Source organism: Kushneria aurantia DSM 21353 (genome assembly GCF_000382245.1).
In the GTDB taxonomy this organism is placed as follows: domain Bacteria; phylum Pseudomonadota; class Gammaproteobacteria; order Pseudomonadales; family Halomonadaceae; genus Kushneria; species Kushneria aurantia.
On sequence record NZ_KB907864.1, the window covers coordinates 60,031 to 82,869 of the forward strand.

General features: G+C 62.8%; 20 protein-coding genes. 14 read left to right on the forward strand and 6 right to left on the reverse strand.

Features of this window, described 5'->3' with window-relative positions; genetic code table 11:
- Positions 1-106: 106 nt before the first annotated feature.
- Entirely contained in the window at positions 107-1,234 is a 1,128-nt protein-coding gene (locus H146_RS0103260) for an ATP-dependent 6-phosphofructokinase (RefSeq protein WP_019950418.1), read from the forward strand.
- A gap of 18 nt (positions 1,235-1,252) precedes the next feature.
- On the opposite strand, the gene pyrB is transcribed toward H146_RS0103260, so the two are convergent.
- A complete protein-coding gene (gene pyrB / locus H146_RS0103265; RefSeq protein ID WP_019950419.1) occupies positions 1,253-2,287 on the reverse strand; it encodes an aspartate carbamoyltransferase in 1,035 nt (344 codons plus the stop codon).
- 736 nt (positions 2,288-3,023) lie between these two features.
- Positions 3,024-3,905: an NAD(P)-dependent oxidoreductase gene (locus H146_RS0103270; RefSeq protein ID WP_019950420.1), complete on the reverse strand. Its 882-nt coding sequence runs from the start codon at positions 3,903-3,905 to the stop codon at positions 3,024-3,026.
- Positions 3,906-4,165: 260 nt separating this feature from the next.
- On the opposite strand from H146_RS0103270, the gene H146_RS0103275 reads away from it, so the two are divergent.
- Positions 4,166-5,938 carry a putative bifunctional diguanylate cyclase/phosphodiesterase gene (locus H146_RS0103275; RefSeq protein ID WP_169433457.1) on the forward strand — a complete coding sequence of 591 codons (1,773 nt, stop codon included), beginning with the start codon at positions 4,166-4,168 and terminating at the stop codon, positions 5,936-5,938.
- Positions 5,939-6,020: 82 nt separating this feature from the next.
- Here H146_RS0103275 and serA read toward each other — a convergent pair whose 3' ends face one another.
- On the reverse strand, positions 6,021-7,268 hold the full coding sequence (serA, locus tag H146_RS0103280; RefSeq protein ID WP_019950422.1) for a phosphoglycerate dehydrogenase: 1,248 nt from the start codon (positions 7,266-7,268) through the stop codon (positions 6,021-6,023).
- Positions 7,269-7,582: 314 nt separating this feature from the next.
- Between serA and H146_RS0103285 the strand changes: the two genes are divergently transcribed.
- From H146_RS0103285 to H146_RS18300, 5 genes are all read left to right on the forward strand, one after another.
- A complete protein-coding gene (locus H146_RS0103285; protein ID WP_019950423.1) occupies positions 7,583-7,873 on the forward strand; it encodes an exodeoxyribonuclease VII small subunit in 291 nt (96 codons plus the stop codon).
- Positions 7,870-8,763 (forward strand): (2E,6E)-farnesyl diphosphate synthase, encoded by an 894-nt coding sequence (gene ispA / locus H146_RS0103290; protein ID WP_019950424.1) that lies wholly within the window; start codon positions 7,870-7,872, stop codon positions 8,761-8,763. Before H146_RS0103285 ends, ispA begins: the two co-directional genes overlap by 4 nt.
- A 71-nt stretch (positions 8,764-8,834) precedes the next feature.
- Positions 8,835-10,727, forward strand: coding sequence for a 1-deoxy-D-xylulose-5-phosphate synthase (dxs, locus tag H146_RS0103295; RefSeq protein ID WP_019950425.1), 1,893 nt, complete (start codon positions 8,835-8,837; stop codon positions 10,725-10,727).
- A gap of 60 nt (positions 10,728-10,787) precedes the next feature.
- Entirely contained in the window at positions 10,788-11,555 is a 768-nt protein-coding gene (gene djlA / locus H146_RS0103300; protein WP_019950426.1) for a co-chaperone DjlA, read from the forward strand.
- Positions 11,542-12,183, forward strand: coding sequence for a class I SAM-dependent DNA methyltransferase (locus H146_RS18300; RefSeq protein WP_019950427.1), 642 nt, complete (start codon positions 11,542-11,544; stop codon positions 12,181-12,183). Before djlA ends, H146_RS18300 begins: the two co-directional genes overlap by 14 nt.
- Before the next feature lie 7 nt (positions 12,184-12,190).
- Here the strand turns inward: H146_RS18300 and H146_RS0103310 are convergent, their stop codons facing one another.
- On the reverse strand, positions 12,191-13,477 hold the full coding sequence (locus H146_RS0103310; protein WP_019950428.1) for a GGDEF domain-containing protein: 1,287 nt from the start codon (positions 13,475-13,477) through the stop codon (positions 12,191-12,193).
- A gap of 253 nt (positions 13,478-13,730) precedes the next feature.
- Positions 13,731-14,249, reverse strand: a complete 519-nt coding sequence (locus tag H146_RS0103315) for an acyl-CoA thioesterase (protein WP_019950429.1) — start codon at positions 14,247-14,249, stop codon at positions 13,731-13,733.
- A 304-nt stretch (positions 14,250-14,553) separates the two neighbouring features.
- Between H146_RS0103315 and H146_RS0103320 the strand changes: the two genes are divergently transcribed.
- Positions 14,554-15,564 (forward strand): sodium:calcium antiporter, encoded by a 1,011-nt coding sequence (locus H146_RS0103320; RefSeq protein ID WP_026351719.1) that lies wholly within the window; start codon positions 14,554-14,556, stop codon positions 15,562-15,564.
- 6 nt (positions 15,565-15,570) lie between these two features.
- Here H146_RS0103320 and ribA read toward each other — a convergent pair whose 3' ends face one another.
- Positions 15,571-16,209, reverse strand: a complete 639-nt coding sequence (ribA, locus tag H146_RS0103325; protein WP_019950431.1) for a GTP cyclohydrolase II — start codon at positions 16,207-16,209, stop codon at positions 15,571-15,573.
- Positions 16,210-16,438: 229 nt separating this feature from the next.
- Here ribA and hemE point away from each other — a divergent pair, with 229 nt between their 5' ends.
- The 6 genes from hemE to H146_RS0103355 all read left to right on the forward strand — a co-directional run bounded on the left by hemE (position 16,439) and on the right by H146_RS0103355 (position 22,717).
- Entirely contained in the window at positions 16,439-17,500 is a 1,062-nt protein-coding gene (gene hemE / locus H146_RS0103330; RefSeq protein ID WP_019950432.1) for a uroporphyrinogen decarboxylase, read from the forward strand.
- A 489-nt stretch (positions 17,501-17,989) separates the two neighbouring features.
- Positions 17,990-19,024, forward strand: a complete 1,035-nt coding sequence (locus H146_RS0103335) for an amino acid ABC transporter substrate-binding protein (RefSeq protein ID WP_019950433.1) — start codon at positions 17,990-17,992, stop codon at positions 19,022-19,024.
- Between the two features lie 98 nt (positions 19,025-19,122).
- On the forward strand, positions 19,123-20,313 hold the full coding sequence (locus H146_RS0103340; RefSeq protein ID WP_019950434.1) for an amino acid ABC transporter permease: 1,191 nt from the start codon (positions 19,123-19,125) through the stop codon (positions 20,311-20,313).
- Position 20,314: 1 nt separating this feature from the next.
- Entirely contained in the window at positions 20,315-21,418 is a 1,104-nt protein-coding gene (locus H146_RS0103345) for an amino acid ABC transporter permease (RefSeq protein WP_019950435.1), read from the forward strand.
- An 84-nt stretch (positions 21,419-21,502) separates the two neighbouring features.
- On the forward strand, positions 21,503-22,264 hold the full coding sequence (locus H146_RS0103350) for an amino acid ABC transporter ATP-binding protein (RefSeq protein ID WP_019950436.1): 762 nt from the start codon (positions 21,503-21,505) through the stop codon (positions 22,262-22,264).
- A gap of 63 nt (positions 22,265-22,327) precedes the next feature.
- The gene (locus H146_RS0103355; protein ID WP_019950437.1) at positions 22,328-22,717 is read left to right on the forward strand and encodes a RidA family protein; all 390 of its coding nucleotides are present in this window, start codon (positions 22,328-22,330) and stop codon (positions 22,715-22,717) included.
- Positions 22,718-22,839: the final 122 nt, after the last annotated feature.

Below are 22,839 nucleotides of genomic sequence, written 5' to 3' on the forward strand. Positions count from 1 at the left end.
CCGCTCCACTGCCTTGCGACCGCCGGTCGCGTGGCTGATGCTCGCACAGCCGAGCGCAATGGCGCTAGACTCGAAATAACAACAGCCACACAGGGATGAAGGGAAGATGACACAACCGATCCAACGTATCGGCGTGCTGACCAGCGGCGGGGACTGCGCCGGCCTCAATGCGGTGATTCGTGCGGTCGCCTACCGCGCCATTGGCACCTACGGCTGGGAAGTGTTCGGTATCGTTGACGGCACCCTGGGGCTCATCGAGCGGCCATTGCGCTATCGCCGGCTGGATCTGCAGTTTTTTACCAACAGCCATCTGCGCGAAGGCGGCACCCTGCTGGGGACCACCAACAAGGGCGATCCCTTCGCCTTTCCCATGCCTGACGGTAGCCACCGCGATCGCAGTGCCGACTTTGTTGAAGGCGTCAGGGAACTGGGTCTGGATGCGCTGGTGGTGATCGGCGGCGACGGCAGCATGAAAATCGTCAGTCGCCTCTGTGCGGCGGGCAATATCGGCATGGTGGGGGTGCCCAAGACGATCGACAACGATGTCCACGGTACCGACACCTCGGTGGGCTTCTCGACCGCCTCCAATGTGGTGACCGAGGCGCTCGACCGCCTGCAGCCCACTGCCGCCAGCCACCATCGGGTGATGATCCTCGAGGTGATGGGCCGCGACGCCGGCCATATCGCCCTCAACGCCGGTATTTCCGGCGGTGCCGACGTTATTCTGATGCCCGAGGTGCCCTACTCGCTGGAGGGCGTGGCGGAGAAAATCAGAAGCGTGCTGCAGGATGAAGGCCGCAGCCACGCGCTGGTGGTGGTCGCCGAGGGCTGTCACACCGCCGGCGGCGAGACGCCCACCATCTCCTACTCCGGCGAACAGCAGCGCTACGGCGGCATCGGCCACTACCTGATGGATCGCATCAGTGACATGACCGGCGCCGAGACGCGCGTCACCATTCTGGGCCACGTACAGCGAGGCGGTACGCCCTCGATGCACGACCGCCTGCTGGCCTCCGCCTTCGGCGTCAACGCCGTGGACCTGGTCGCGCGCGGTGAGTTCGGCAAAATGGTGGCATGGCAGCACCGCAGCGTGGTGGCGGTACCGCTGGATAACGTCACCATTGGCCCGCGCGCGCTGGACCCCGCCGGCACGCTGATGCATACCGCGCGCGGGCTGGGCATCTACTGCGGCAACTTTGATCGCCTCGCCACCGATGATGCAAAGGGGCTATAGCCGAAGCGAGTACTTACATCACGGTGTTGGCAGCGCGTCATCGACGCCGACCTGATGGGGCGGCTGCCAGCCCACCCTGCGCAGGTCGCGCTCGAAGAGATGATCGACCCCCATCAGGGTGGCGAATATCGCCATGCGCACCGGAATACCGTTGTCGGTCTGGCGGAAGATCGCCAGTCTCGGATCGCCGTTGAGGTCGACATTGAGGTCATTGGCGCCCGGCCGGCTGTCACGCGGCAACGGATGCATCACCACCGTATGCGGTGAGCAGTGGCGGTCGAGAAAGGCGCGATCGACGCTGAAATCCTGCGACAGTGAAAACCCCTCCTCCATCTCCTGGGTGAAGCGCTCCTTCTGAATACGGGTGGCGTAGACCACGTCGACATCGCCGTAGTCGGCATTGAGTGAATCGCGCTGGGCCACTCGGTGGCCGGCATTTTCGGCGTGGTCGATCAACTCTGCCGGCATCTCCAGGCCCGGCGGTGACACCAGCGTCAGCCGTAGCGGCTCATAAAGCGACAGTAGCTTGATCAGTGAGTGCACCGTGCGGCCGTAGCGCAGATCGCCGGTCAGCAGCAGGTGAGCGCCGGCGAACGCCTTGCCGAGGCGCTCGAACTCCTTGCGTATGGTGTAGAGATCGAGCAGTGCCTGGCTGGGGTGCTCGCCGGGCCCGTCACCACCGTTGATTACCGGCACATGGGTCGCGGCAGCGAACTCTGTCACCGAGCCGGCATCAGGGTGGCGCATCACGATGGCGTCGACATAGCCGCTGATCACCCGGCTGGTGTCGTAGAGCGACTCCCCCTTGGCCATCGACGAAAAAGTGAAGCCTGTCGTGTCGCAGACACTGCCGCCCAGCCGGCTGAAGGCGGCGTGAAAGCTCATGCGGGTGCGCGTACTGGCCTCGAAAAAAAGATTGCCCAGTACCGCGCCTTCCAGCACTCGCGTAATAGCGCGGCGCTGGGCGATGGGTTCCATGCGGTGGGCAACATCGAAAAGGCGCTCGACATAGTCGCGGGAGAGGGTATCGACGGATAGCAGGTGGGCGTTCATGCACTTTGTCTCCGGGCTGGGCCACCGCAGCGGCGGCCTGAATGGCACGCCGATCAGTTTACCTTCTCGATACCCATCGCTGACACATCGGTCGATAGGCATGCCTGCGATGCCGTTTTACGTAAAAAATTTACGCCAATACATCTTTTCCTACGATTGACATCCGGGTGTTGTCGATGGGTTATAGTGGAAGTGGCAGCGACAGGCAATGACAGCGTGGTGGTATCCAGCATCTTGCGATAAATGTCCATATCGGCCTTTTCCGCCTTTGTGTGCCTGTTGTTCGTCTTTCTTGCCTCTAAAGTCGCCAATAATGCCGTTTTTTACCGGTTCCGGTGTTGGCTTTTGCTTTCTTGTCGGCATGACCATTTGCCATTTATAGCTTCTTTTTAGCTCGCTTATTGATGGGAGGTTTGCTTAAATTTTAATCAGGTCAATTTTCAACCAATACTATTTTTATCTTATTTATTATTCATTACGTAAAATACAAAAGTGGCACTGTCACGGCGCACGTTATTCCGGCACGGCAGAGCGCTCGTGCCGCTGATAGGGCTTTTTGAGACGTGGTGCAGCGCGTCGCACGACTGCTCAAGGAGCATTAGCAGTAGTCGGAAGGAAAGGGTATGGCTGTGAAGGGTGTCGCCTGCCGGGCGGCGGTTTACGGCAGGCGAGGGGAGTGGCCGGCACTATCCGGCCGGGGAGTAAGCGCCGGGAGCTGGCGGCTGACAGAAAAGGATCAGTCGGCAAGGCGCTTCAGGTAGTCGTGAATGACCGCGATATCCGCATCGCCCAGCCCGGCCTTTTCGGCTTCGGCCCACAGCTCGCTGGTGTGCTTGAGTGCCGGCATGCTGTTCTCGCCGCCGGCTTCGAGCGCCAGCCGGGCATCCTTGAGTCCCCACGAAAGCGCCATTTGGGCGCTGTAGTCGCCGGACTCGATCATCCCCAGCTTGGCTTTGGCATAGGGCGCCGCCAGTGGCCCGCCGTCGAGTATCTGCCAGAATTCATCAATGCTGAAGCCGAATTGCTGCGCCAGCCCGGCGCTCTCGGCGATGCCCTGCATCATATGAATCAGCCAGGCGTTGACCACCAGCTTCATACGCGAGCCGGCACCCGCCTCGCCGAGCCACTCGACCCGCGCCGAGATGGCGTCAAACAGCGCATCAATGCCTTCGGCCGCCTCGCGATCGCCGCTGGCCAGCACGGTAATTTTCGCCTGCTCGGCGGGCGCTTTGGTGCCCGATACGGGGGCATCAATAAAGGTGACATCCGGGCGGCGGTTGCGCACTTCGCTGATCAAGCGCTGCGTCTGCGCATCGCCGATAGTCCCCATCTGCACCACCACGCCGCGCTCGGGCAGGCTGGCAAGGGCGCCTTCATCGCCCAGCAGCACCTCATGGGTGGTGTCGAAATCGGGCACCATGGTAATCACGAAACGCGCTTCACTGGCCGCCTCCGACGGGGTTGCGGCGTTGTGGGCGCCATCGTGGGCAAGATCATCACCGCGTGAGGGGGTACGGTTCCATACCCGTAGCGGGAACCCCGCTTTAAGCAGGTTGGTGGCGAAGGCGTGGCCCATGGCGCCAAGGCCCAGTATGGCAACGGTTGGCGTTTTTTGCATGTTCGACTCCAGTCATCATGGCTATGGGAAAGTCTGGTCGGCATTGCACCGGTGCGCCAGTTTGTCTCAATCATTTGAGATAGATGCCGAAATACGGCATAAGAACCAATATAAAGTCTCTGCACGGTTTGATTTTGCCGAATGCATTATCCCGCTTCCGGCGTGCCATAAGCGTCGCGCCAGAGCCCGTGCCGGAGGGCGACCCGGCATGATCGAGCTTTCCAACTTCCCGGAGCGAGCCAAGCGACATGACCATGGACATGACGACGCCCATTGCGCTGGCTGATATGGAGACGGTCGGCCTGCTGGATGTGCTTGAAGAGCCCGACTTCGAGGCGTATACCCGGCTCGCTTCCAGCGTGCTCGGCGCTGCCATGGCATCGATTACGGTGCTCGGCCGCAACCGCCAGACGTTCACCTCGAGAATGGGGTTGAAGATGGCGGATACGCCGCTTGAGAGCTCTTTTTGCCGCTTCGGGTTGAGTAGTTCGCTGCTGGAGATAGAAGATGCGCAGCTGGATGCGCGCGTACAGGACAATCCGCTGGTAACCGGCGAACCCTGGATTCGCTTCTACGCCGGAGCCACCATTCTCTCCCCCACCGGCCGCGCTTTCGGCGCGCTCTGTGTGCTCGGGCAGGAGCCCCGCCGGCTCACTGACGCCGAGCGCGAGAGCCTGCTGTTGATTGCCCGGATGGTACAGCGCGAGCTGCGCCAGGCGTGGCGCTTCAGAAGCCTGGCGAGCCGTTTTCACGCCGAGAGTCAGCACGATATGGCGACCGGACTGCCGGCCGGCGATCTTCTGGAAAAGCGGTTGGTGCGTTTGCTCGACAAGGAGGGGGCGTCGCTGGCAGTTGTCATGGTCTCCCTGCTGAATGCGCAAGCCCTGACCAGCCAGGATGGCCGGCGCAGCCTCGATTCGGCGCTGGCCGATATATCGCAGCGGCTGAAGGCGTCGCTGACCTCGAACGATCTGATCGGGCGTATGGCGTCGGATCGGCTCTGCATCGTGTTGGCCGATCCCGGTGAGGTAAGCAGCGTGGTCGAGCATGTTACGCAGCTGTTGGAGAGTGCGGTAACGCCGGCGGTGTTGGATGACCCGCTGCATTCTGCCCGGCTCTCGGCCGGCATCAGTCGCTACCCGGAGGATGCCGGCAGTGCTTCATTGTTGCTGGATCGCGCCCGGGCGGCGCTGGATACCGACAGCGGTGACCAGCCCGGCGTGCGCTGCTACTCATCGGAGATGCATGCGGCATTTCTGCGCCGACAGGATCGTCTTGATCGGTTGAGGGCGGCTGTCAGGAGCGATGCGCTGCATCAGGTCTACCAGCCCATACTGACTGTGCGTGACCGCCGGCTGGTAGGCGCCGAGGCGCTGGCACGCTGGCGCGACCCCCTGCTCGGAGAGGTCAGTCCCGAAGAGTTCATTCCACTGATTGAGTCAGACGTTGGACTGCGCCAGGCATTCACGGCCTCCAGCCTGAAGGTTGCCTGCCGGCAGATGGCGTGGTGGCGCCGCGAGAAAAAACCGATCGATTATGTGTCGGTCAACGTGCCCGCCGGTGAGCTCTACCGCGCCGATTTCGTCGCTCTGGTCAGCACTGTACTGGCCGAGCAGGGCGTGCAGGGGCGCGATCTGATGCTGGAGCTGACCGAGGCGAGCCTGATCACCGACCTGCCGGTGGCCATTCAGAATATGGAGCAGCTGCGCGACATGGGTGTTCGACTGGCGATCGATGACTTTGGTACCGGCTACTCATCGCTGCGCTATCTGCAGCAGCTGCCGCTGGATGTCCTCAAGATCGACCGCAGTTTCACCAGCGCGATGACGGACAATGAAACCACCTACAAGCTGGTCGATGGCATTATCTGGATCGCCCGGGCGCTGGGGCTGACGGTCATCGCGGAAGGGGTGGAAACCCCGGAGCAGTGGAACGAACTGGCGTCGCTGAAATGTGATCTGGTGCAGGGGTTTCTGTTTGGCAGGCCGGTGGCTGCCGGCGACTTCGTGTTTCCGCCCCTGCCGGGAGCCTGAAGAAGCCGGGGCGTGCCTGCTTTCGAGGGCGCTGTGACTGACGCGAAAGGGGCCGCCTGGCCCCTTTCCATGCCTGTGCCACTCAACTCTGCTCGGCGGCGGAGTAGAGCACCCGGGTGCGCAGGGTGTGTTTGACCTCACGCAGGGCGCGCAGCGCCTGCTCGCCGTAGGCCTTGTCGACGTCGACCACCACGTAGCCGACCTCCTCGTTGGTCTGCAGGTACTGCGCCGAGATGTTGATGCCCTCATCGCCCAGCACGCGGTTGATCTCGGAGAGCACGCCGGGGACGTTTTTGTGAATATGCAGCAGGCGATGCTTTTCCGGGTGCGAGGGCAGCGCCACCTCGGGGAAATTGACCGAGGTGATGGTAGTGCCGTTGTCGGAAAAGGTGATCAGTTTTTCGGAGACCTCGACGCCGATATTCTCCTGCGCCTCGACGGTGGAGCCGCCGATGTGCGGAGTGAGAATGACGTTATCGAACGCCCGCAGCGGCGATACAAACTCTTCGTCATTGCCCCTGGGTTCGACCGGGAAGACATCCACTGCCGCGCCCAGCAGCTTGCCGGATTCGAGCACCTCGGTCAGCGCCTCGATGTCTACCACCTTGCCGCGCGAGGCGTTGATCAGATAGCTGCCCTGCTTCATCAGGGCCAGTTCGTCGCGGCCGATCATCCAGGTGGTGGCGGGGGTTTCCGGTACGTGCAGGGTGACGATATCGGCGCGCGACAGCAGCTCGCCGAGACTGCCCACCTGGCGGGCATTGCCCATGCCCAGTTTGGTGACGGTGTCGTAGTAGATGACGTTGAGCCCCACCGACTCCGCCAGCACCGACAGCTGGGCGCCGATGCTGCCGTAGCCGACGATGCCGAGCGTCTTGCCGCGCGCCTCGTAGGCGCCGTTGGCCGACTTGAGCCAGCCGCCCTGGTGGGCGCGGGCGTTCTTTTCGGGAATGCCGCGCAGCATCATGATGCTTTCGGCCAGCACCAGCTCGGCCACCGAGCGAGTGTTCGAGTAGGGCGCGTTGAACACCGGAATGCCGCGCTTGAGGGCCGCCGGCAGGTCCACCTGATTGGTGCCGATGCAGAAACAGCCGATGGCGACCAGCCGCTCGGCGGCCTCCAGCACGCGCTCGTTGAGCTGCGTCCGCGAACGGATGCCGATAAAGTGAACATCGCGAATCTTTTCGATCAGCGCCTCTTCGCCCAGCGAGGTGGTCAGCCGTTCGATGTTGCTGTAACCGGCGTTGCGAAGATTCTCAACCGCGGAGGTGTGGACGCCCTCAAGCAGCAGAATCCTGATCTTGCTCTTGTCCAGAGATGTTCTAGCCATAGCCATAAGTGTGCCAACCTTGCGGATCCGGGTTCGAGGCGGTGTGTCGGGAGCGCCGAGCGCTTGTGCAGGAGGCCATAGAAGGGGCGCCCGACGGGGCGGTTATCCTAGCATGACAGCGGCGTTGCTGCATGCCGCGCCGCGACCTGAAATGCTTCCATGCCGGCGATGAGGCCTGTGCATGTGGCGGCGCTTTCGACCTTCAGCCGGCGGCGGCGTCAAAACCACCATGGATGTGTATACTGATTCACCATCGGCCGCGCGAATACGGCCACCCCCGTATCTGCCATGCACAGGCGTTGACAGGACATCGCATGACACAGAGCCCTGATCCCGGCCGGGCCCCGACGGGCGAACAGACGCCGAACGATTTTGCAACCACCCTTGCCGAGCTGGAGGCGCTGGTCCGACACCTCGAATCCGGTGACCTGAGCCTTGAAGCCTCGCTGTCGAGCTTCGAGCGCGGCATCGCCCTGGTGCGCGATGCCCGCACGCGGCTGGAGCAGGCCGAGTTGCGGGTGCAGCAGCTCGTCGAGCGCAGCGATGGCACGCTTGAAGAGGCGCCGCTCGGCGACGCCCCCGCAGGCGATGAGTCGACCCCATGAGTGCGTCTGACAGCGAGCAGCTCGACACCCTGATGAGCGTGCTGCGGGAGCGAGTGGCGCAGCGTCTTGACACCCTGCTGGCGCCCGGCAGCGAACCGGCGCCGCGCCTTCTGGAGGCGATGCGCTACAGCGTACTGGGCGGTGGCAAACGGCTGCGACCGATTCTGGTCTATGCCGCCGGCGAGGCGCTGGGTGCCAGCAGGCGCGATCTCGACACGCCGGCGGCGGCGGTCGAGCTGATTCACGCCTACTCGCTGGTCCACGACGACCTGCCCGGCATGGACGACGACGATCTGCGCCGCGGCCGGCCTACCTGCCACCGCGCTTTTGACGAAGCGACCGCGCTACTGGCCGGCGATGCCCTGCAGACGCTCGCCTTCGAGGCGCTGGCCGCCAGCGGTCAGCCGCGCGCCGCCGCCATGGTGGCGCGGCTCGCCGGCGGTGCCGGCCATGCCGGCATGGCCGGTGGCCAGGCGCTGGATCTGGCCGCCGTGGGTCAGCAGCTCGACGTCGAAGCGCTGATGCAGATTCACCACCACAAGACCGGCGCGCTGATCGAGGCGTCGCTGTCGCTCGGCGCGCTGGCCGCCCCCGAGGTGAGCGAGGCGCAACTGACGGCGCTGGCGCGCTACGGCCGCGCCGTCGGGCTGGCCTTCCAGATACAGGATGATATCCTGGACGTGACCGCCTCTACCGAGGTATTGGGCAAGACCCAGGGGGCCGACGCGCTGCGCGACAAGCCCACCTACCCGGCGCTGCTGGGCCTTGATGAAGCGCAGCGTCGCGCTCGTGGACTGCTCGACGACGCCCTGGCGGCGCTGGCCGTGCTGGGCGAGCGCGGTACGCTGCTGGCGGCGCTGGCGCGCTACGTCATAGAGCGCAGGCATTGAGCGCCCGACTGCCACACTGTTCCCGTGGTTGCAGGACCAGGGAGAGGATCCTGACAGGCCGATGATGTGATATGAAGCTTTTCAACAATATTCCCGAGACCAGGCCCGCCACGCCGCTGCTTGACCGTATCGAGCAGCCCTCGGACCTGCGCAGCCTCAATGCCCGGCAGCTCGACAGTCTGGCCGACGAGCTGCGTGCCTATCTGCTCTACAGCGTTGGCTGCACCGGCGGCCACTTCGGTGCCGGGCTGGGAGTGATCGAACTGACCGTGGCGCTGCACCAGCAGTACAACACGCCCCATGACCGGCTGGTATGGGACGTGGGCCACCAGACCTACCCGCACAAGATACTCACCGGCCGTCGCGAGGCGATGGATTCGATGCGTCGTCACGGCGGCCTGGCGGCCTTTCCGCGCCGCGAGGAGTCACCCTTCGACACCTTCGGCGTGGGCCACTCCAGCACCTCGATCTCGGCGGCGCTGGGTATGGCGCTGGCGGCCCGCACGCTGGGCGACAACCGCCGGGTATGCGCGGTGATCGGCGACGGGGCGTTGACTGCCGGCATGGCGTTCGAGGCGCTGGCGCACGCCGGCCACGTCGAGGCCAACATGCTGGTGGTGCTCAACGACAACGAGATGTCGATCTCGGAAAACGTCGGCGGCATGGCCACCTATCTGTCGCGCATCCTGACCAGTGGCCCCTATGTGGCGGCGCGCGAGGGCGGCAAGCGGGTGCTGTCGCACCTGCCCGGCGCGCTGGATATCGCCCGGCGCACCGAGGAGCATGTAAAAGGCATGCTGAGCCCGGCCACGCTGTTCGAGGAGATGGGCTTCAACTATGTGGGGCCCATCGATGGCCACGATCTGGGGCTTTTGATTCGCACCCTGCGCGATCTGAAAAACCGCAGCGGGCCGCAGTTTCTGCACATCGTGACCCGCAAGGGCAAGGGCTTCGAGCCCGCCGAGGGCGACCCGATCGGCTATCATGCCATCACCAAGCTGGAGAAGGGCAAGACCGACAGGACGCCCGCGCCGGCGCCCAAACCGCTCAAGTTCTGCAACGTCTTCAGCCACTGGATCTGCGACACCGCGGCGCGCGACTCGCGCCTGATCGGCATTACCCCGGCGATGCGCGAGGGCTCCGATCTGATTCGCTTCTCGAAGGAGTACCCCGAGCGCTACTACGACGTGGCCATCGCCGAGCAGCACGCGGTGACCCTGGCGGCCGGCATGGCCTGCGAGAACGTCAAGCCGGTGGTGGCGATCTACTCCACCTTCCTGCAGCGCGGCTACGATCAACTGGTGCACGACGTGGCGGTACAGGGGCTGGATGTCACCTTCGCCATCGACCGGGCCGGCCTGGTTGGCGAGGATGGCGCCACCCACCACGGTGCGCTGGATCTCTCCTATCTGCGCTGCATTCCGGGCATGGTGATCATGGCGCCGTCGGATGAGCGCGAGTGCTATCGCATGCTGACCACCGCCTATCAGTACGACGGGCCGGCGGCGGTGCGCTATCCGCGCGGCAGCGGGCCCGGCGCCGCCTTCGAGGCGGGGCTTGAACCGCTGGAGATCGGCCGCGCCGAGCTGCGGCGCGAGGGGCAGAAGGGCGGCGTGGCGCTGCTGGTGTTCGGCAGCCTGCTGACGGATGCCATGACGGTTGCCGATGCGCTGGATGCCACGCTGTACGACATGCGCTTCGTCAAGCCGCTCGACAGCGAGGCCGTACTGGCCGCCGCCGCCGATCACGCACTGCTGGTGACCGTCGAGGAGAACGTGGTCGCCGGCGGTGCCGGCAGCGGCGTGGGCGAACTGCTGGCGGCCGCCGGGGTGTCGGTAGGGCTTTTGCAACTGGGCATTCCCGATCAGTTCATCGAGCACGGCACGCCGCAGGAGCTGCGCGCCGACTGCGGCCTCGACGCCCCGGGTATCGAGGCCGCCATTCGGAAGCGGCTGGCGACCTGACGCTTGACGACTCTCTACACGCTGTAACGACCATTCGCCAAAACGGGAAAAGAGCACATCATGTTGATCGTTACCCTGATTGCTGCCCTTGTGGGCTACGCCATCGCCCGCCTGCCGGGCCTTTTGATCGGTGGCCTGCTGGGCTATGCGCTGTTGCGCTGGATGCGTACCAAACTGATCGGCAAGCTGGCCGAGCGCCAGCGCCAGTTTCTCTCTTCTACATTCGCGGTGATGGGGGCGATGAGCCGCGCCGACGGCGAGGTCTCGGAGAGCGAGCGCAAGAGCGCCGAGGCCGTCTTTGATCGCCTTAACCTGGCCGGCGAGCAGCGCGACAAGGCGCGCAGCGATTTCCAGCGCGGCCAGCGCAGCGACTTCGACCTCGATGCCGAACTGGCGCGGCTCAGGCAGGTGGTGGGCGTGCAGCGCGGCCTTCTGCAGGTCTTCTTTCAGGTGCAGCTGGCGGCGCTGGCTGCCGATGGCCGCGTCGACGATGCCGAGCGCGACATGCTGTTGCGCATCGCCCGAGGGCTGGGCTGCTCGCAGGAGGAGCTGGATCGACTGGAGGCGATGCTGTCCGGCGCGGCAGCGGGCGGCGGCACTCACGAGAGCGCTCAGCCGCTGGAGGAAGCCTACCGCACCCTGGGCGTCTCCTCGCAGGCCAGCGATGCCGAACTCAAGCGCGCCTATCGCCGTCTGATGAGTGAAAACCACCCCGACAAGCTGGCCGGCAAGGGCATGCCGGAGAGCATGCGGCGCATGGCCGAGCAGCGCACCAGCGAGATCGGTAACGCCTATGACCGGATTCGTCAGGCCCGTGACGGCGGATGATGCCTCGATAGAGGGGTGGCTGCGGCAGGCGCACGCCTGCGCTGGCGACGCCGGGGGTTTGCGTACGCTGTACGAGCGCTGGGCGCCGCACTACAACCGCGACATGCTGCGCGGCGGCTACCGCGCCCCGGCGCTGGTGGTCGAACTGCTCATCGAGTGCGGCGTCACCGACCGCCGGGCGGACCTGCTCGACGCGGGCTGCGGCACCGGGCTGGTCGGCGTGGCGTTGGTCGAGCGGGGTTTCGAGTGCCTCGACGGTGTCGATCTGTGCGATGCGATGGTGGCACTGGCCGCCGGCACCGACGTCTACCGCCACCTGGCCGGCGGCGTCGATCTTAACCGCGGTCTTGCCGGTTTTGCCGACGCAAGCGTCGATGCGGTCGTCAGCGCCGGCGTCTTCGGCCCCGGCCAGGTGGCTCCCGAGGCGCTCAATGCGCTGCTGCGACTGGTGCGCCCCGGGGGCGTGGTGGTGCTCACTACCTCTGCCGAAGAGCGTGAGCGTTACGCTTTTCAGCACTACCTGGCGCGCAGGGTCGCGGCGGGTGATTGCGCCCTGGAAAGGCGGCTCGAAAGCGCCCCCTGGCTGGGCGCGGCGAACGCTGATTACTGGGCGCTGCGGGTGGGGTGAAGACAGCTCAACCGGCCCTCTTGCGTTTTGCTGGTGCGCGGCTGCCGTGTGCCATGACGCAGTTGCGTCCGGCATTTTTGGCCTTGTAAAGACTCTTGTCGGCCGCCTTGATCACTTCCTCGGGGGTGGCGAGCTGTGCCGTGCGTTCCGCTACGCCGATGCTGATGGTGACCGAGAGGCCGCCGGCGGCTCGGGCCGAACCAGTGCGCCGACCTGCTCCCTTTCTGTCGTCGCCGGGGCGGGTGTTGCGGTCCCGGGGCTGCATCACATAGTTTTCGATCGACTCCCGTACGGCCTCGATATGCGGCAGACACTGTGCGATCGACTTGCCGGGGAAGACAATAGTGAACTCTTCACCGCCATATCGATAGGCCTTGCCGCCGCCGGTGACGCCGCGAAGCTGTGCGGCCACCATTTTCAATACCTGGTCGCCGACATCATGACCGTGGGTATCGTTGAATTTCTTGAAATGGTCGACGTCGGTCATTGCCAGGGTATAGCGGCGTCCCAGTCGCTGAAGTTTTTCGTTGAGGGCGCGACGCCCGGGCAGACCGGTCAACTCATCGACGAAAGCCATGTGAAAGGATTCGTGTACCAGGGCGGCACTCAGCATGATCAGGGCTGCCGTCGTGACCAGCGTCAGCGCCTCGGGATGTCGGAAAATATAGGGCAGCGTCCAGAAAAAGGCGCTCATCGCGACCAGTTGTGCCGCATGAGCAGGTCGGTTGTCGAGTATCGACGGCAGCGTCAGGGCCCCGAAGGAGATAGCGAAGGTCAGCATGATCGGCTGTGGCAGCGGCAGCAGGACGAATGACGGCAGCGGCAGCCAGTTGTCCAGCAGCCAGTTCGAGAGTTGCCCGGAGAAGTATTGCTGCACAATCCGCGCCCCCAGCAGCAGCACACCGAGTGCGATCAGACGCAGCAGAATGTCCTTGAAGGGGTGAGCGCGCTCACGCCAGAGCGCAAACAGGGTAAAGATCGGCGGCAGCAGCAGGGCCGTCAGCAGGAAGGTAAGTTGAGTATCGGCACGGACTTCGCCGTGGCGGAGCATGAAGTGAAGGTGCGGCATCAGCAACTGGTAGGCCAGTAGCAGGATGATGATCAGAAACAGGGTTCTGATGCGATCATAGACGAGGCTCAGTACGCTGCCGAGCGCGCCGATCAGCCACGGCAACAGACCCACGACATCGACCAGCGAGTGAGGTAGCCACTGGCTGCGAATCAGCAGCAGGGCGATGCCGGCGAGTGCCAGTGGCAGTAAAAAGGGGATCGATCGATGAACGGCTTGCCTCACGTGCCTGTCCGATGCGTGCTGGGAACCTGGCGATGGCGATCTCCTGCCAGAGTGGTGCCGGAGGATACCGACCCACATCGCCCTTTGCGGAATACCACTGTCTATCGGCAAAAGCTGCGAATCATTGAGAGGTATCGGCTGTTTACCACAAACCGATCGATGGGGACGCAGGCCGGGCGTCTCTGCGCAGCCTCATGGCAGAAGTTATCCGGGTCCGGTAGCGGCGACGGACAGCGGCGGGTCATTGCGCCTTCTAACGAGTCGACTCCGGATTCTGGCGCAGATATTCCCGGGTGGCCGAATCCTCTTCCTCCATCGCCTGTTTGCGTAACTTGCGGCGCAACTGCGCCTTCTCGAAGCGCAGTTGCTGCAGCGGCGTGGTGATGTCCAGTTCGGGCACCTTCTGCGGCCTGCCCTCGCCGTTGACCGCTACCATGGTGAAGTAGCAGCTGTTGGTGTGGCGCACCGAGCGCTGCTGGATGTTTTCGGCGACTACCTTGATACCTACCTCCATCGAGGAGGTGCCGGCGTAGTTGATCGAGGCGAGAAAGGTGACCAGCTCGCCGACGTTGATCGGCTGTTTGAAGATCACCTGATCGACCGACAGCGTTACCACATAGGAGCCCGCATAGCGGCTGGCACAGGCGTAGGCCACTTCGTCGAGCTTTTTAAGAATTGCGCCGCCGTGCACCTTGCCGGAGAAATTCGACATGTCGGGGGTCATCAGCACGGTGAGCGTCAGCTCGTGGCTGCTGAGGTTATGGGTTTCCATCACGGTCTCCTGATGCGAGCTTCACGGTAGTGCCGGTGAGTTCGCCTTGTTATTGATTCGCGTCCACGAGAATAGCGCATTTCGCTGCCGCTGCGTGGCAACAAAAGGGCTTCACTATGGTTTTAAACGCCGGTTTCAGCATTCTTCCGGGGTATGATTTGTCAACCGCCACCTGATAACCGAGGCGCCCTCAAGCTGATCGCCACGGGTTTAAAAAATGCCTGAAAATTAATATTTTACATTACATCGCGGCGGCGTCAGGATAAGCGATCCGCGCTCTTTTGTTATCTCACGAGTCACTTCGATGATCGCCGTTACACTTTTAATGCTGGTGTCGCTGGCCGTGATTCTGGCCGCCTCGGAGCTTTTTACCAATGCGCTGGAGCACTTCGGCGAGCGGGCGCGTCTCTCCGAGGGCGCGACCGGTTCCGTGTTCGCCTCGGTAGGCACCGCGCTGCCGGAAACCATGGTGCCTCTGCTGGCGATTCTGGCCGGCAGTCAGGACCCCGAGCTGGGCGCCGAGATCGGAGTGGGGTCGATTCTGGGTTCACCGCTGATGCTGTCGACGCTGTCGGTCTTTCTGATGGGGCTTTCGGTGCTGCGCCGGCGAGGGCTGCAGGGCGTCCTGACGCCGGAGCCGCGCGGTATCAAGCGCGACCTCAACTTCTATTTGATCGCCTTTTCGCTCTCCACCCTGGCGCTGTTCATTCCGCCCGCGCTCTATGTCCTGCGGTTGGCGATTTGCCTGGCACTGATGGCGCTCTACGGTCTTTACGTGGCGCGCACTCTTCATGTTTCCGGCGCGCGGGTCGAAGCGGGTGAACTGACCAGTGCCGATGCCCCCCTGCACCTGACCCTGCTGAGGCTACCGAACCACCTGGTCACCATTGTGCTACAGCTGCTGGTGGGGTTGGGGCTGCTGATCGCCGGGGCGCGCTGGTTCATCGATGGGGTCAGCGCGGCGTCGGATCTGCTGGGGGTGTCACCGCTGCTGATCGCGCTGCTGGTGATTCCGCTGGCCACCGAGCTGCCGGAGAAGGTCAACAGTATTCTCTGGGTTCGGCGCGGGCGGGATACGCTGGCTTTTGGCAATATTTCCGGGGCGATGGTGTTTCAGGGCACACTGCTGCCGGCGATCGGCATTCTGCTGACCCCCTGGACGCCGCGACCGGAGATCATGCAGGGGCTGGTGGTGACGCTGCTGGCCGCCGTCGTGCTGCGTGTTGCAATTCGTCGCGGGCGCATCCCGCTGTGGCTTCTGGGCGTCAACGGGCTGCTCTACGTCGCCTACATCGCCATCAGCGTGGCGCACTGATGCTGCTCAGCGGCTAATACGCTCGCAGTCGGTATCGGCTGCCGGCACGAACTGTGCCAGTGCCATCATGTGGCCGAGCTTGTCCGCCTTGGTGGCCAGATACTGCTCGTTATGGGCATTGAGTCCGGTGGTCAGCGGTACCCGCTCGCTGATCTCGATGCCGGCCTCCTGCAGCGCGATCACCTTGCGCGGATTGTTGGTCATCAGCCGCAGGCGGGCGATGCCAAGGTGTGCCAGCATCGGGATGCAAAGGTCGTAGCGGCGCATGTCGGCGTCGAAGCCCAGCGCCTCGTTGGCCTCCACCGTATCGGCCCCCTCGTCCTGCAGATGATAGGCGCGAATCTTGTTCAAAAGCCCGATGCCGCGCCCCTCCTGGCGCAGGTAGAGCAGCACGCCACGGCCTTCTTCAGCGATGCGGCGCAGGGCATTCTGCAGCTGATAGCCGCAGTCGCAGCGCATCGAGAAGAGAGCGTCGCCGGTCAGGCATTCGGAGTGCACGCGGCCCAGTACCGGTTCACCGTCATCGACCTCACCCAGGGTGAGCGCGATATGATCCTTGCCGGTTTCATCGTCCTCGAAACCGTGCATGTTGAAGGTCGCCCAGGGGGTGGGCAGGCGCGAGCTGGCGATGAATCTGATTGTCACATTAACCTCAATAGTGGCCTGGGCCGAAGCCGGTCGCTTCCTGACCCCATCCCTGTGGCCGGGCGTAACCGAACACTTTAAAGGATAGATGAATAGCCTGTGTCATTCAGATGATATCTGACTCTTGAATGACGTGTGGGAGACTATCGCTGCCTGATCTTGAGTCAGGCGACAATTCGCCATGGCGGTTACAATAACGGCCAATCCATTTTTTGCTGGTACCGGATTCATGACGCTTGATAACGACCGCCTCCTGCGTGCCCTGGCGCGTCAGGAGGTCGACCGAACACCGGTCTGGATGATGCGCCAGGCAGGTCGCTACCTGCCCGAATACCTCGCCGTGCGCGAGCGCGCCGGCAGTTTCATGTCGCTGTGCCGCGATCGCGATATGGCCTGCGAGGTGACGCTGCAGCCGCTGGAGCGCTTCGATCTCGACGCCGCCATCCTGTTCTCCGATATCCTCACCATCCCCGATGCGATGGATCTGGGCCTGTGGTTCGAACCCGGGGAGGGGCCGCGCTTTCGCAAGCCGGTACGCGACGCCGCGTCGATCGATGCGCTGAAAGTGCCGGACGCCGAGCGCGATCTCGATTATGTGATGAACGCTGTCTCGACCATCCGTGCCGAGCTCAACGGTCGCGTGCCGCTGATCGGTTTCTCGGGCAGTCCCTGGACGCTGGCAACCTATATGGTCGAGGGCGGTCCCAGCAAGGATTTCCGTCATGTGAAGGGGTTGCTCTACGGTCAGCCGCAGGTGCTGCACCAGCTGCTCGACAAACTGGCGCAGTCGGTGACCGATTATCTCAATGCCCAGATTCGCGCCGGTGCCCAGGCCGTCCAGATTTTCGATACCTGGGGCGGTTCACTCTCCACGCCGGCCTATCGTGCCTTTTCGTTGGCCTATATGGAGAGGATCGTCAGTGGTCTGATCCGCGAGCGCGAAGGGCGCCGCGTGCCGGTGATCGTCTTTACCAAGAACGGTGGTCAGTGGCTCGAGCAGATCGCCGATATCGGCGCCGACGGCGTGGGGCTCGACTGGACCACCGAACTGGGCGATGCCCGTGCGCGTATCGGCGATCGGGTCGCCCTGCAGGGCAATCTCGATCCGTCGGCGCTGTTCGGTTCGCCGCAGGTAATCCGTGAAGAAGTGGCGCGCCTGCTGGCAAGCTTTGGTCACGGCAACGGCCATGTCTTTAACCTCGGCCACGGTATTTCGCAGTTTACGCCGATCGATAACGTCACCGCCTTTATCGACTGCCTGCATGAGCTCAGTCCGCGCTATCACCGCTGAGTCAGGCGCGCTGCGGCAACTGGTGGTGTTCGACGGCGAATGCCCGCTTTGCCGCCGGTTGGGCTGCCCGATACCCTCACCTGATTGCACCAGAGCTGTGCTCGGACGGTTTGGCGTCGCTGTCTGCAACGAGTCTCGCACTTTTCGGGCTCGCTGCACTCGTGCAATGCGCCCTTTTTTGGCGCAGATAGACCGGGTATTACATGGCCGTCGCGATTTCTACTCGCGGAATGAATCGAGTGAAGTATAAGCGTTATTTAAAATGCACTGTTTCGGTGCATTATCGTGTCGGTGATGATCGGGCTGGTGCGCGCTGGCGTCCGTAAAAGATGACAATCTTTGCTCCAGGATTAAATTTTTACTTTCAATAACAATATCTTGCATTGTCATGGTGACGTTCTGGAACACTCCTTGCAGTGACTATGGCAGGCGTCGCCGGTAACCAGGTTACGTCAATCCATTCATCGCAAGCCACAGGATGCAGTGATAATGACAAGCAAAAGCGCAGTGAAGCTGAGTGCAGTAACAGGTGCCGCTGTCGCGGCGATGCTGGGTGTCAGCAGTGCCAATGCGACTACGCTGGAAGATGTCAACAGCAGCGGTGAGTTTACCTGCGGTGTCAGTACCGGCCTGCCGGGCTTCTCGGCGCCCAACGACCAGGGGCGCTGGACCGGTATCGACGTCGAAGTATGTCGTGCTGTCGCCGCCGCCGTGTTCAACGACCCGGAAGCCGTGGTGTTTACGCCGTTGACCGCCGCCGAGCGCTTCACCGCGCTGCAGTCCGGCGAGATCGACGTGCTGTCGCGTAACACCACCTGGACGGCGACTCGCGATAACTCGCTGGGTCTCAACTTCACCGGCGTCAACTTCTATGACGGCCAGGGTTTTCTGGTACGCAACGACCTTGGCGTTGACAGTGCCACCCAGCTCGACGGCGCGGCGGTCTGTGTACAGTCCGGTACCACCACCGAGCTGAACCTTGCCGACTATTTCAGCGCCAACGATATGCAGTATCAGCAGGTCGCTTTTGATACTTCGGCGCAGTCCGCTCAGGGCTTTGAAAGCGGCCGTTGTGATGTGCTGACCTCCGACTCCTCGCAGCTCGCAGCGCTGCGCCTGCAGCTCTCCGACCCCGCCAGCGTCAAGGTGTTGCCCGAGCGTATCTCCAAGGAGCCGCTGGGTCCGGTGGTGCGTCAGGGTGACGACGAGTGGTTCGATATCGTCAAATGGACTCTGTTCGCCATGATCAACGCCGAGGAGATGGGCGTGACCAGCGAAAACGTCGACCAGATGCGCGACAATCCGCCCAATCCGGATGTGGCACGTCTACTGGGGCAGGATGGCAGCTACGGCGAGCAGCTGGGTCTGTCCAACGACTGGGCCTACAACATCATCAAGCAGGTAGGTAACTACGGTGAGGTGTATGCCAACACCGTGGGCATGAACTCGCCGCTGGAGATCGAGCGCGGCATCAACGCGCTGTGGACCGATGGCGGCATCATGTACGCACCGCCGATCCGCTGATCCCGTTTGAAGCACCTTTAAAAGCCGCCCTCCGGGGCGGCTTCGTTGATCCGCGCCCGTTTCCGGGCGCCTGATTGTTGTAGAACGGAGAAGCGCCGATGCTGCGTCCTTCCACCTCTATTCCGCGTCGCGGTCGCGGTCCGCTATGGCGCGATCCCGCGTTGCGCGCGCTGATCGTACAGATCGTGCTGTTCGCGGCGCTGGCGCTGTTCATTGTTTTTATCGTCGACAACACCCTGAGCAATCTTGCGCAGCGTGGTATCAATACCGGTTTTGATTTCCTCGATCAGCGTGCCGGCTTCGGCATTTCACAAACGCTGGTCGAGTACACCAGCAACTCGAGCTATGGTCGTACCTTTATTATCGGGTTGCTCAATACGCTGCTGGTGTCGGTGCTGGGCATCGTGGCGGCCACCATTATCGGCTTTGTGGTAGGTATCTCGCGCCTCTCCTCCAACTGGCTGGTCGCCAAACTGGCGGCAGCCTACGTCGAGACCTTTCGTAATATCCCGCTACTGGTGCAGATCCTGTTCTGGTATTACGCCGTATTGCAGGCGCTACCCTCGCCGCGCCAGAGCCTTTCGCTGTTCGACCTGTTCTTTTTCAACGCCCGCGGCGTGGAGGCGCCCTCTCCGCAGCCCCTGCCCGGTTTCGATCTCACCCTGATCGCCCTGGCGGTAGCGGTCGCGGCAACCCTGGGGCTGGCGGTCTTCGCGCGCCGCCGTCAGATTCGTACCGGCAGGGCGCTGCCCATGTACCGTATCGGCGCGGCGATCATCGTGGGCCTGCCGCTGCTGGTGTTTCTGGTCAGCGGCTCACCGCTTGACTGGAGCGTCCCCGAACTGAGCGGTTTCAATTTCAGCGGTGGCATTACGCTGATCCCGGAGCTGGCGGCGCTGTGGGTGGCGCTGTCGATCTACACCGCAGCCTTTATCGCCGAGATCGTGCGCTCGGGCATCATGTCGGTACCGAAGGGACAGACCGAAGCGGCTCAGTCGCTGGGGCTGCGCGGTAATATCACCATGCGCAAGATCGTCATTCCCCAGGCGATGCGGGTGATCGTGCCGCAGCTCACCAGCGAGTACCTCAATCTGACCAAGAACTCCTCGCTGGCTACCGCCATCGGCTATCCCGATCTGGTGGCGGTATTCGCCGGCACCACCCTCAATCAGACCGGCCAGGCGATCGAGATCATCGCCATGACCATGGGGGTCTATCTGACCATCAGCCTGATCGTCTCGCTGCTGATGAACCTCTACAACTCCCGCATACAGTTGAAGGAGCGCTGAGATGGCAGCGACACAGGTTCGTAGCGAAATGCTGGCGCCGCGCAAGGCGCCCGACCGGCGTACCGGCCTGGTCGGCTGGCTGAGGGCCAATCTGTTCAGCTCGCCGCTCAATAGCCTGGTGACGCTGGCGCTGGCGGCGCTGCTGGTGCGGCTGATCTGGCCCTTCCTGGAGTGGGCGTTGTTCAACGCCAACTTCCTTGGCGAGTCACGCGAGGCGTGCAGCTCGGGGGGCGCCTGCTGGGTCTATATCAGCGCCCGTTTTGAAACCATCATTTACGGTTTTTACCCGCCGGAACTGCGCTGGCGGGTGAATATCGTCTTCGTACTGCTGGCGCTTGTGATTGCCTGGCTGGCGATCCCGAGAATGCCGTTCAAGAAGTGGGGCGCGCTCTGTGCGCTGATCCCTTTCCCGATCGCGGCCTTTCTGCTGCTTCACGGCGGCTACTTCGGCATCACCACGGTGCCGACCCGCGACTGGGGCGGGTTGATGCTGACGATCACCATTGCGCTGCTGGCGATGGTGGGGTCGCTGCCGCTGGGGATCATGCTGGCGCTGGGCCGACGCTCCACCATGCCTTTTGTGCGCGGCGTGTGCGTTCTTTTCATCGAGTTCTGGCGCGGTGTGCCGCTGATTACGGTGCTGTTCATGGCCTCCGTCATGCTGCCGCTGTTCACGCCATCCGGTTTCGATCTCGACAAGCTGCTGCGCGCACTGATTGGCATCATGCTGTTCTGGAGCGCCTACATGGCCGAAGCGGTGCGCAGTGGCCTGCAGGCGATTCCGAGCGGCCAGAGCGAGGCGGCTTCGGCGCTGGGGCTGGGCTACTGGCACCGCATGATTCTGGTTGTGCTGCCGCAGGCGCTGAAGCTGGTGATTCCCGGCATCGTCAACACCTTCATCGTGCTGTTCATGGACACTTCGCTGGTGCTGATCATCGGCCTGTTCGACTTCCTCGCTGTCATCCGTTCCGGTCTCAACGACCCGGAGTGGCTGGGCTATGCGATCGAGGGCTATGTGTTCGCGGCGCTGGTCTACTGGATCTTCTGTTCCAGCATGTCGCGCTACAGTCAGTACATCGAACGGCGTCTGCATACCGGGCACTGAGAGGGGGCTTACAAATCAGGCGAGCGTAGTCCTTTTGTAAACACCCTCTGAGCCCTTTTCGAACAATGACAGGAGAGTCGAGGCATGAGCGAAGCCAGTGCCCAATCCGAACAGCCGATGGTCAGCATGAAGCGGCTCAACAAGTGGTACGGCGACTTTCACGTACTGCGCGATATCGACCTCGAGGTGGCAAAGGGCGAGCGTATCGTCGTCTGCGGCCCCTCGGGCTCCGGCAAGTCGACCCTGATTCGCTGTATCAATCACCTCGAGGAGCACCAGCAGGGGGAGATTACTGTCAACGGCATCACCATGACCCAGGACATCAAGCGTATCGAGCAGATTCGACGCAATGTCGGCATGGTGTTTCAGCACTTCAACCTTTTTCCGCACCTGACGGTGCTGGAGAACTGCTGCCTGTCTCAGGTGTGGGTGCAGAAAAAGCCGCGTCGCGACGCCGAGAAAAGCGCCATGGAGTATCTGGAGCGGGTGCGCATCGCCAACCAGGCGCACAAGTATCCGGGCCAGCTCTCCGGCGGTCAGCAGCAGCGTGTGGCGATCGCCCGGGCGCTGTGCATGCGCCCGGAGGTGATGCTGTTCGATGAGCCGACCTCGGCCCTCGACCCGGAGATGATCAAGGAGGTGCTCGACGTCATGATAGAGCTGGCCCAGGAAGGCATGACGATGCTCTGCGTCACTCACGAGATGGGTTTTGCCCGCACCGTGGCCGACCGGGTGATCTTCATGGACGAGGGTCAGATCGTCGAGGAGGCGCCGCCGGAAACGCTGTTCAACGATCCACAGTCACCGCGCACCCAGGAATTCCTGAGTCAGATTCTGGGTCATTGATAGTGGCTGCCCCTGGTGTGCCGGGTAACGGCACGCCATGGCATGGCCAGAGGAGCGCATGGCGTGATTGAAAAGATGATGTGTCAGGGCGCGCCGCAGCCGATCGCCCCTTTCTCCCACGCTTGTCGGGTAGATAACCTGGTATTTATTACTGGGCAGATGCCCACCGTGCCGGAGACCAACGAGATGCTGCTGGGCACCTTTACCGAGCAGACACACCGCGTGATGCAGAATCTCGCTCTGGTGCTCGATGAAGTGGGCAGTCACTTCGACTATGTTGTGCAGGCAAGGGTGTTTATCACCAACATGGGCCACTTCGAAGAAGTCAACGCGATCTATCGCAGCTATTTCAACGAACCGCTACCTACCCGCACCTGCATCGGCGTTACCGGATTGGCCGGCGGCGCCGATGTCGAGGTCGACATGATTGCCTGGATTCCACCCCGGGCATAACCTCGCCGCTTGCCTTTTTCCGGCCTCCCGGCAGCGCTCAAGTCTGTCTATCCGATGACGATAATACGGGGCATGGCAAAGGCGGTATCGTCCGCCTTTGCGTGCTCGATGATTTGTGGTTC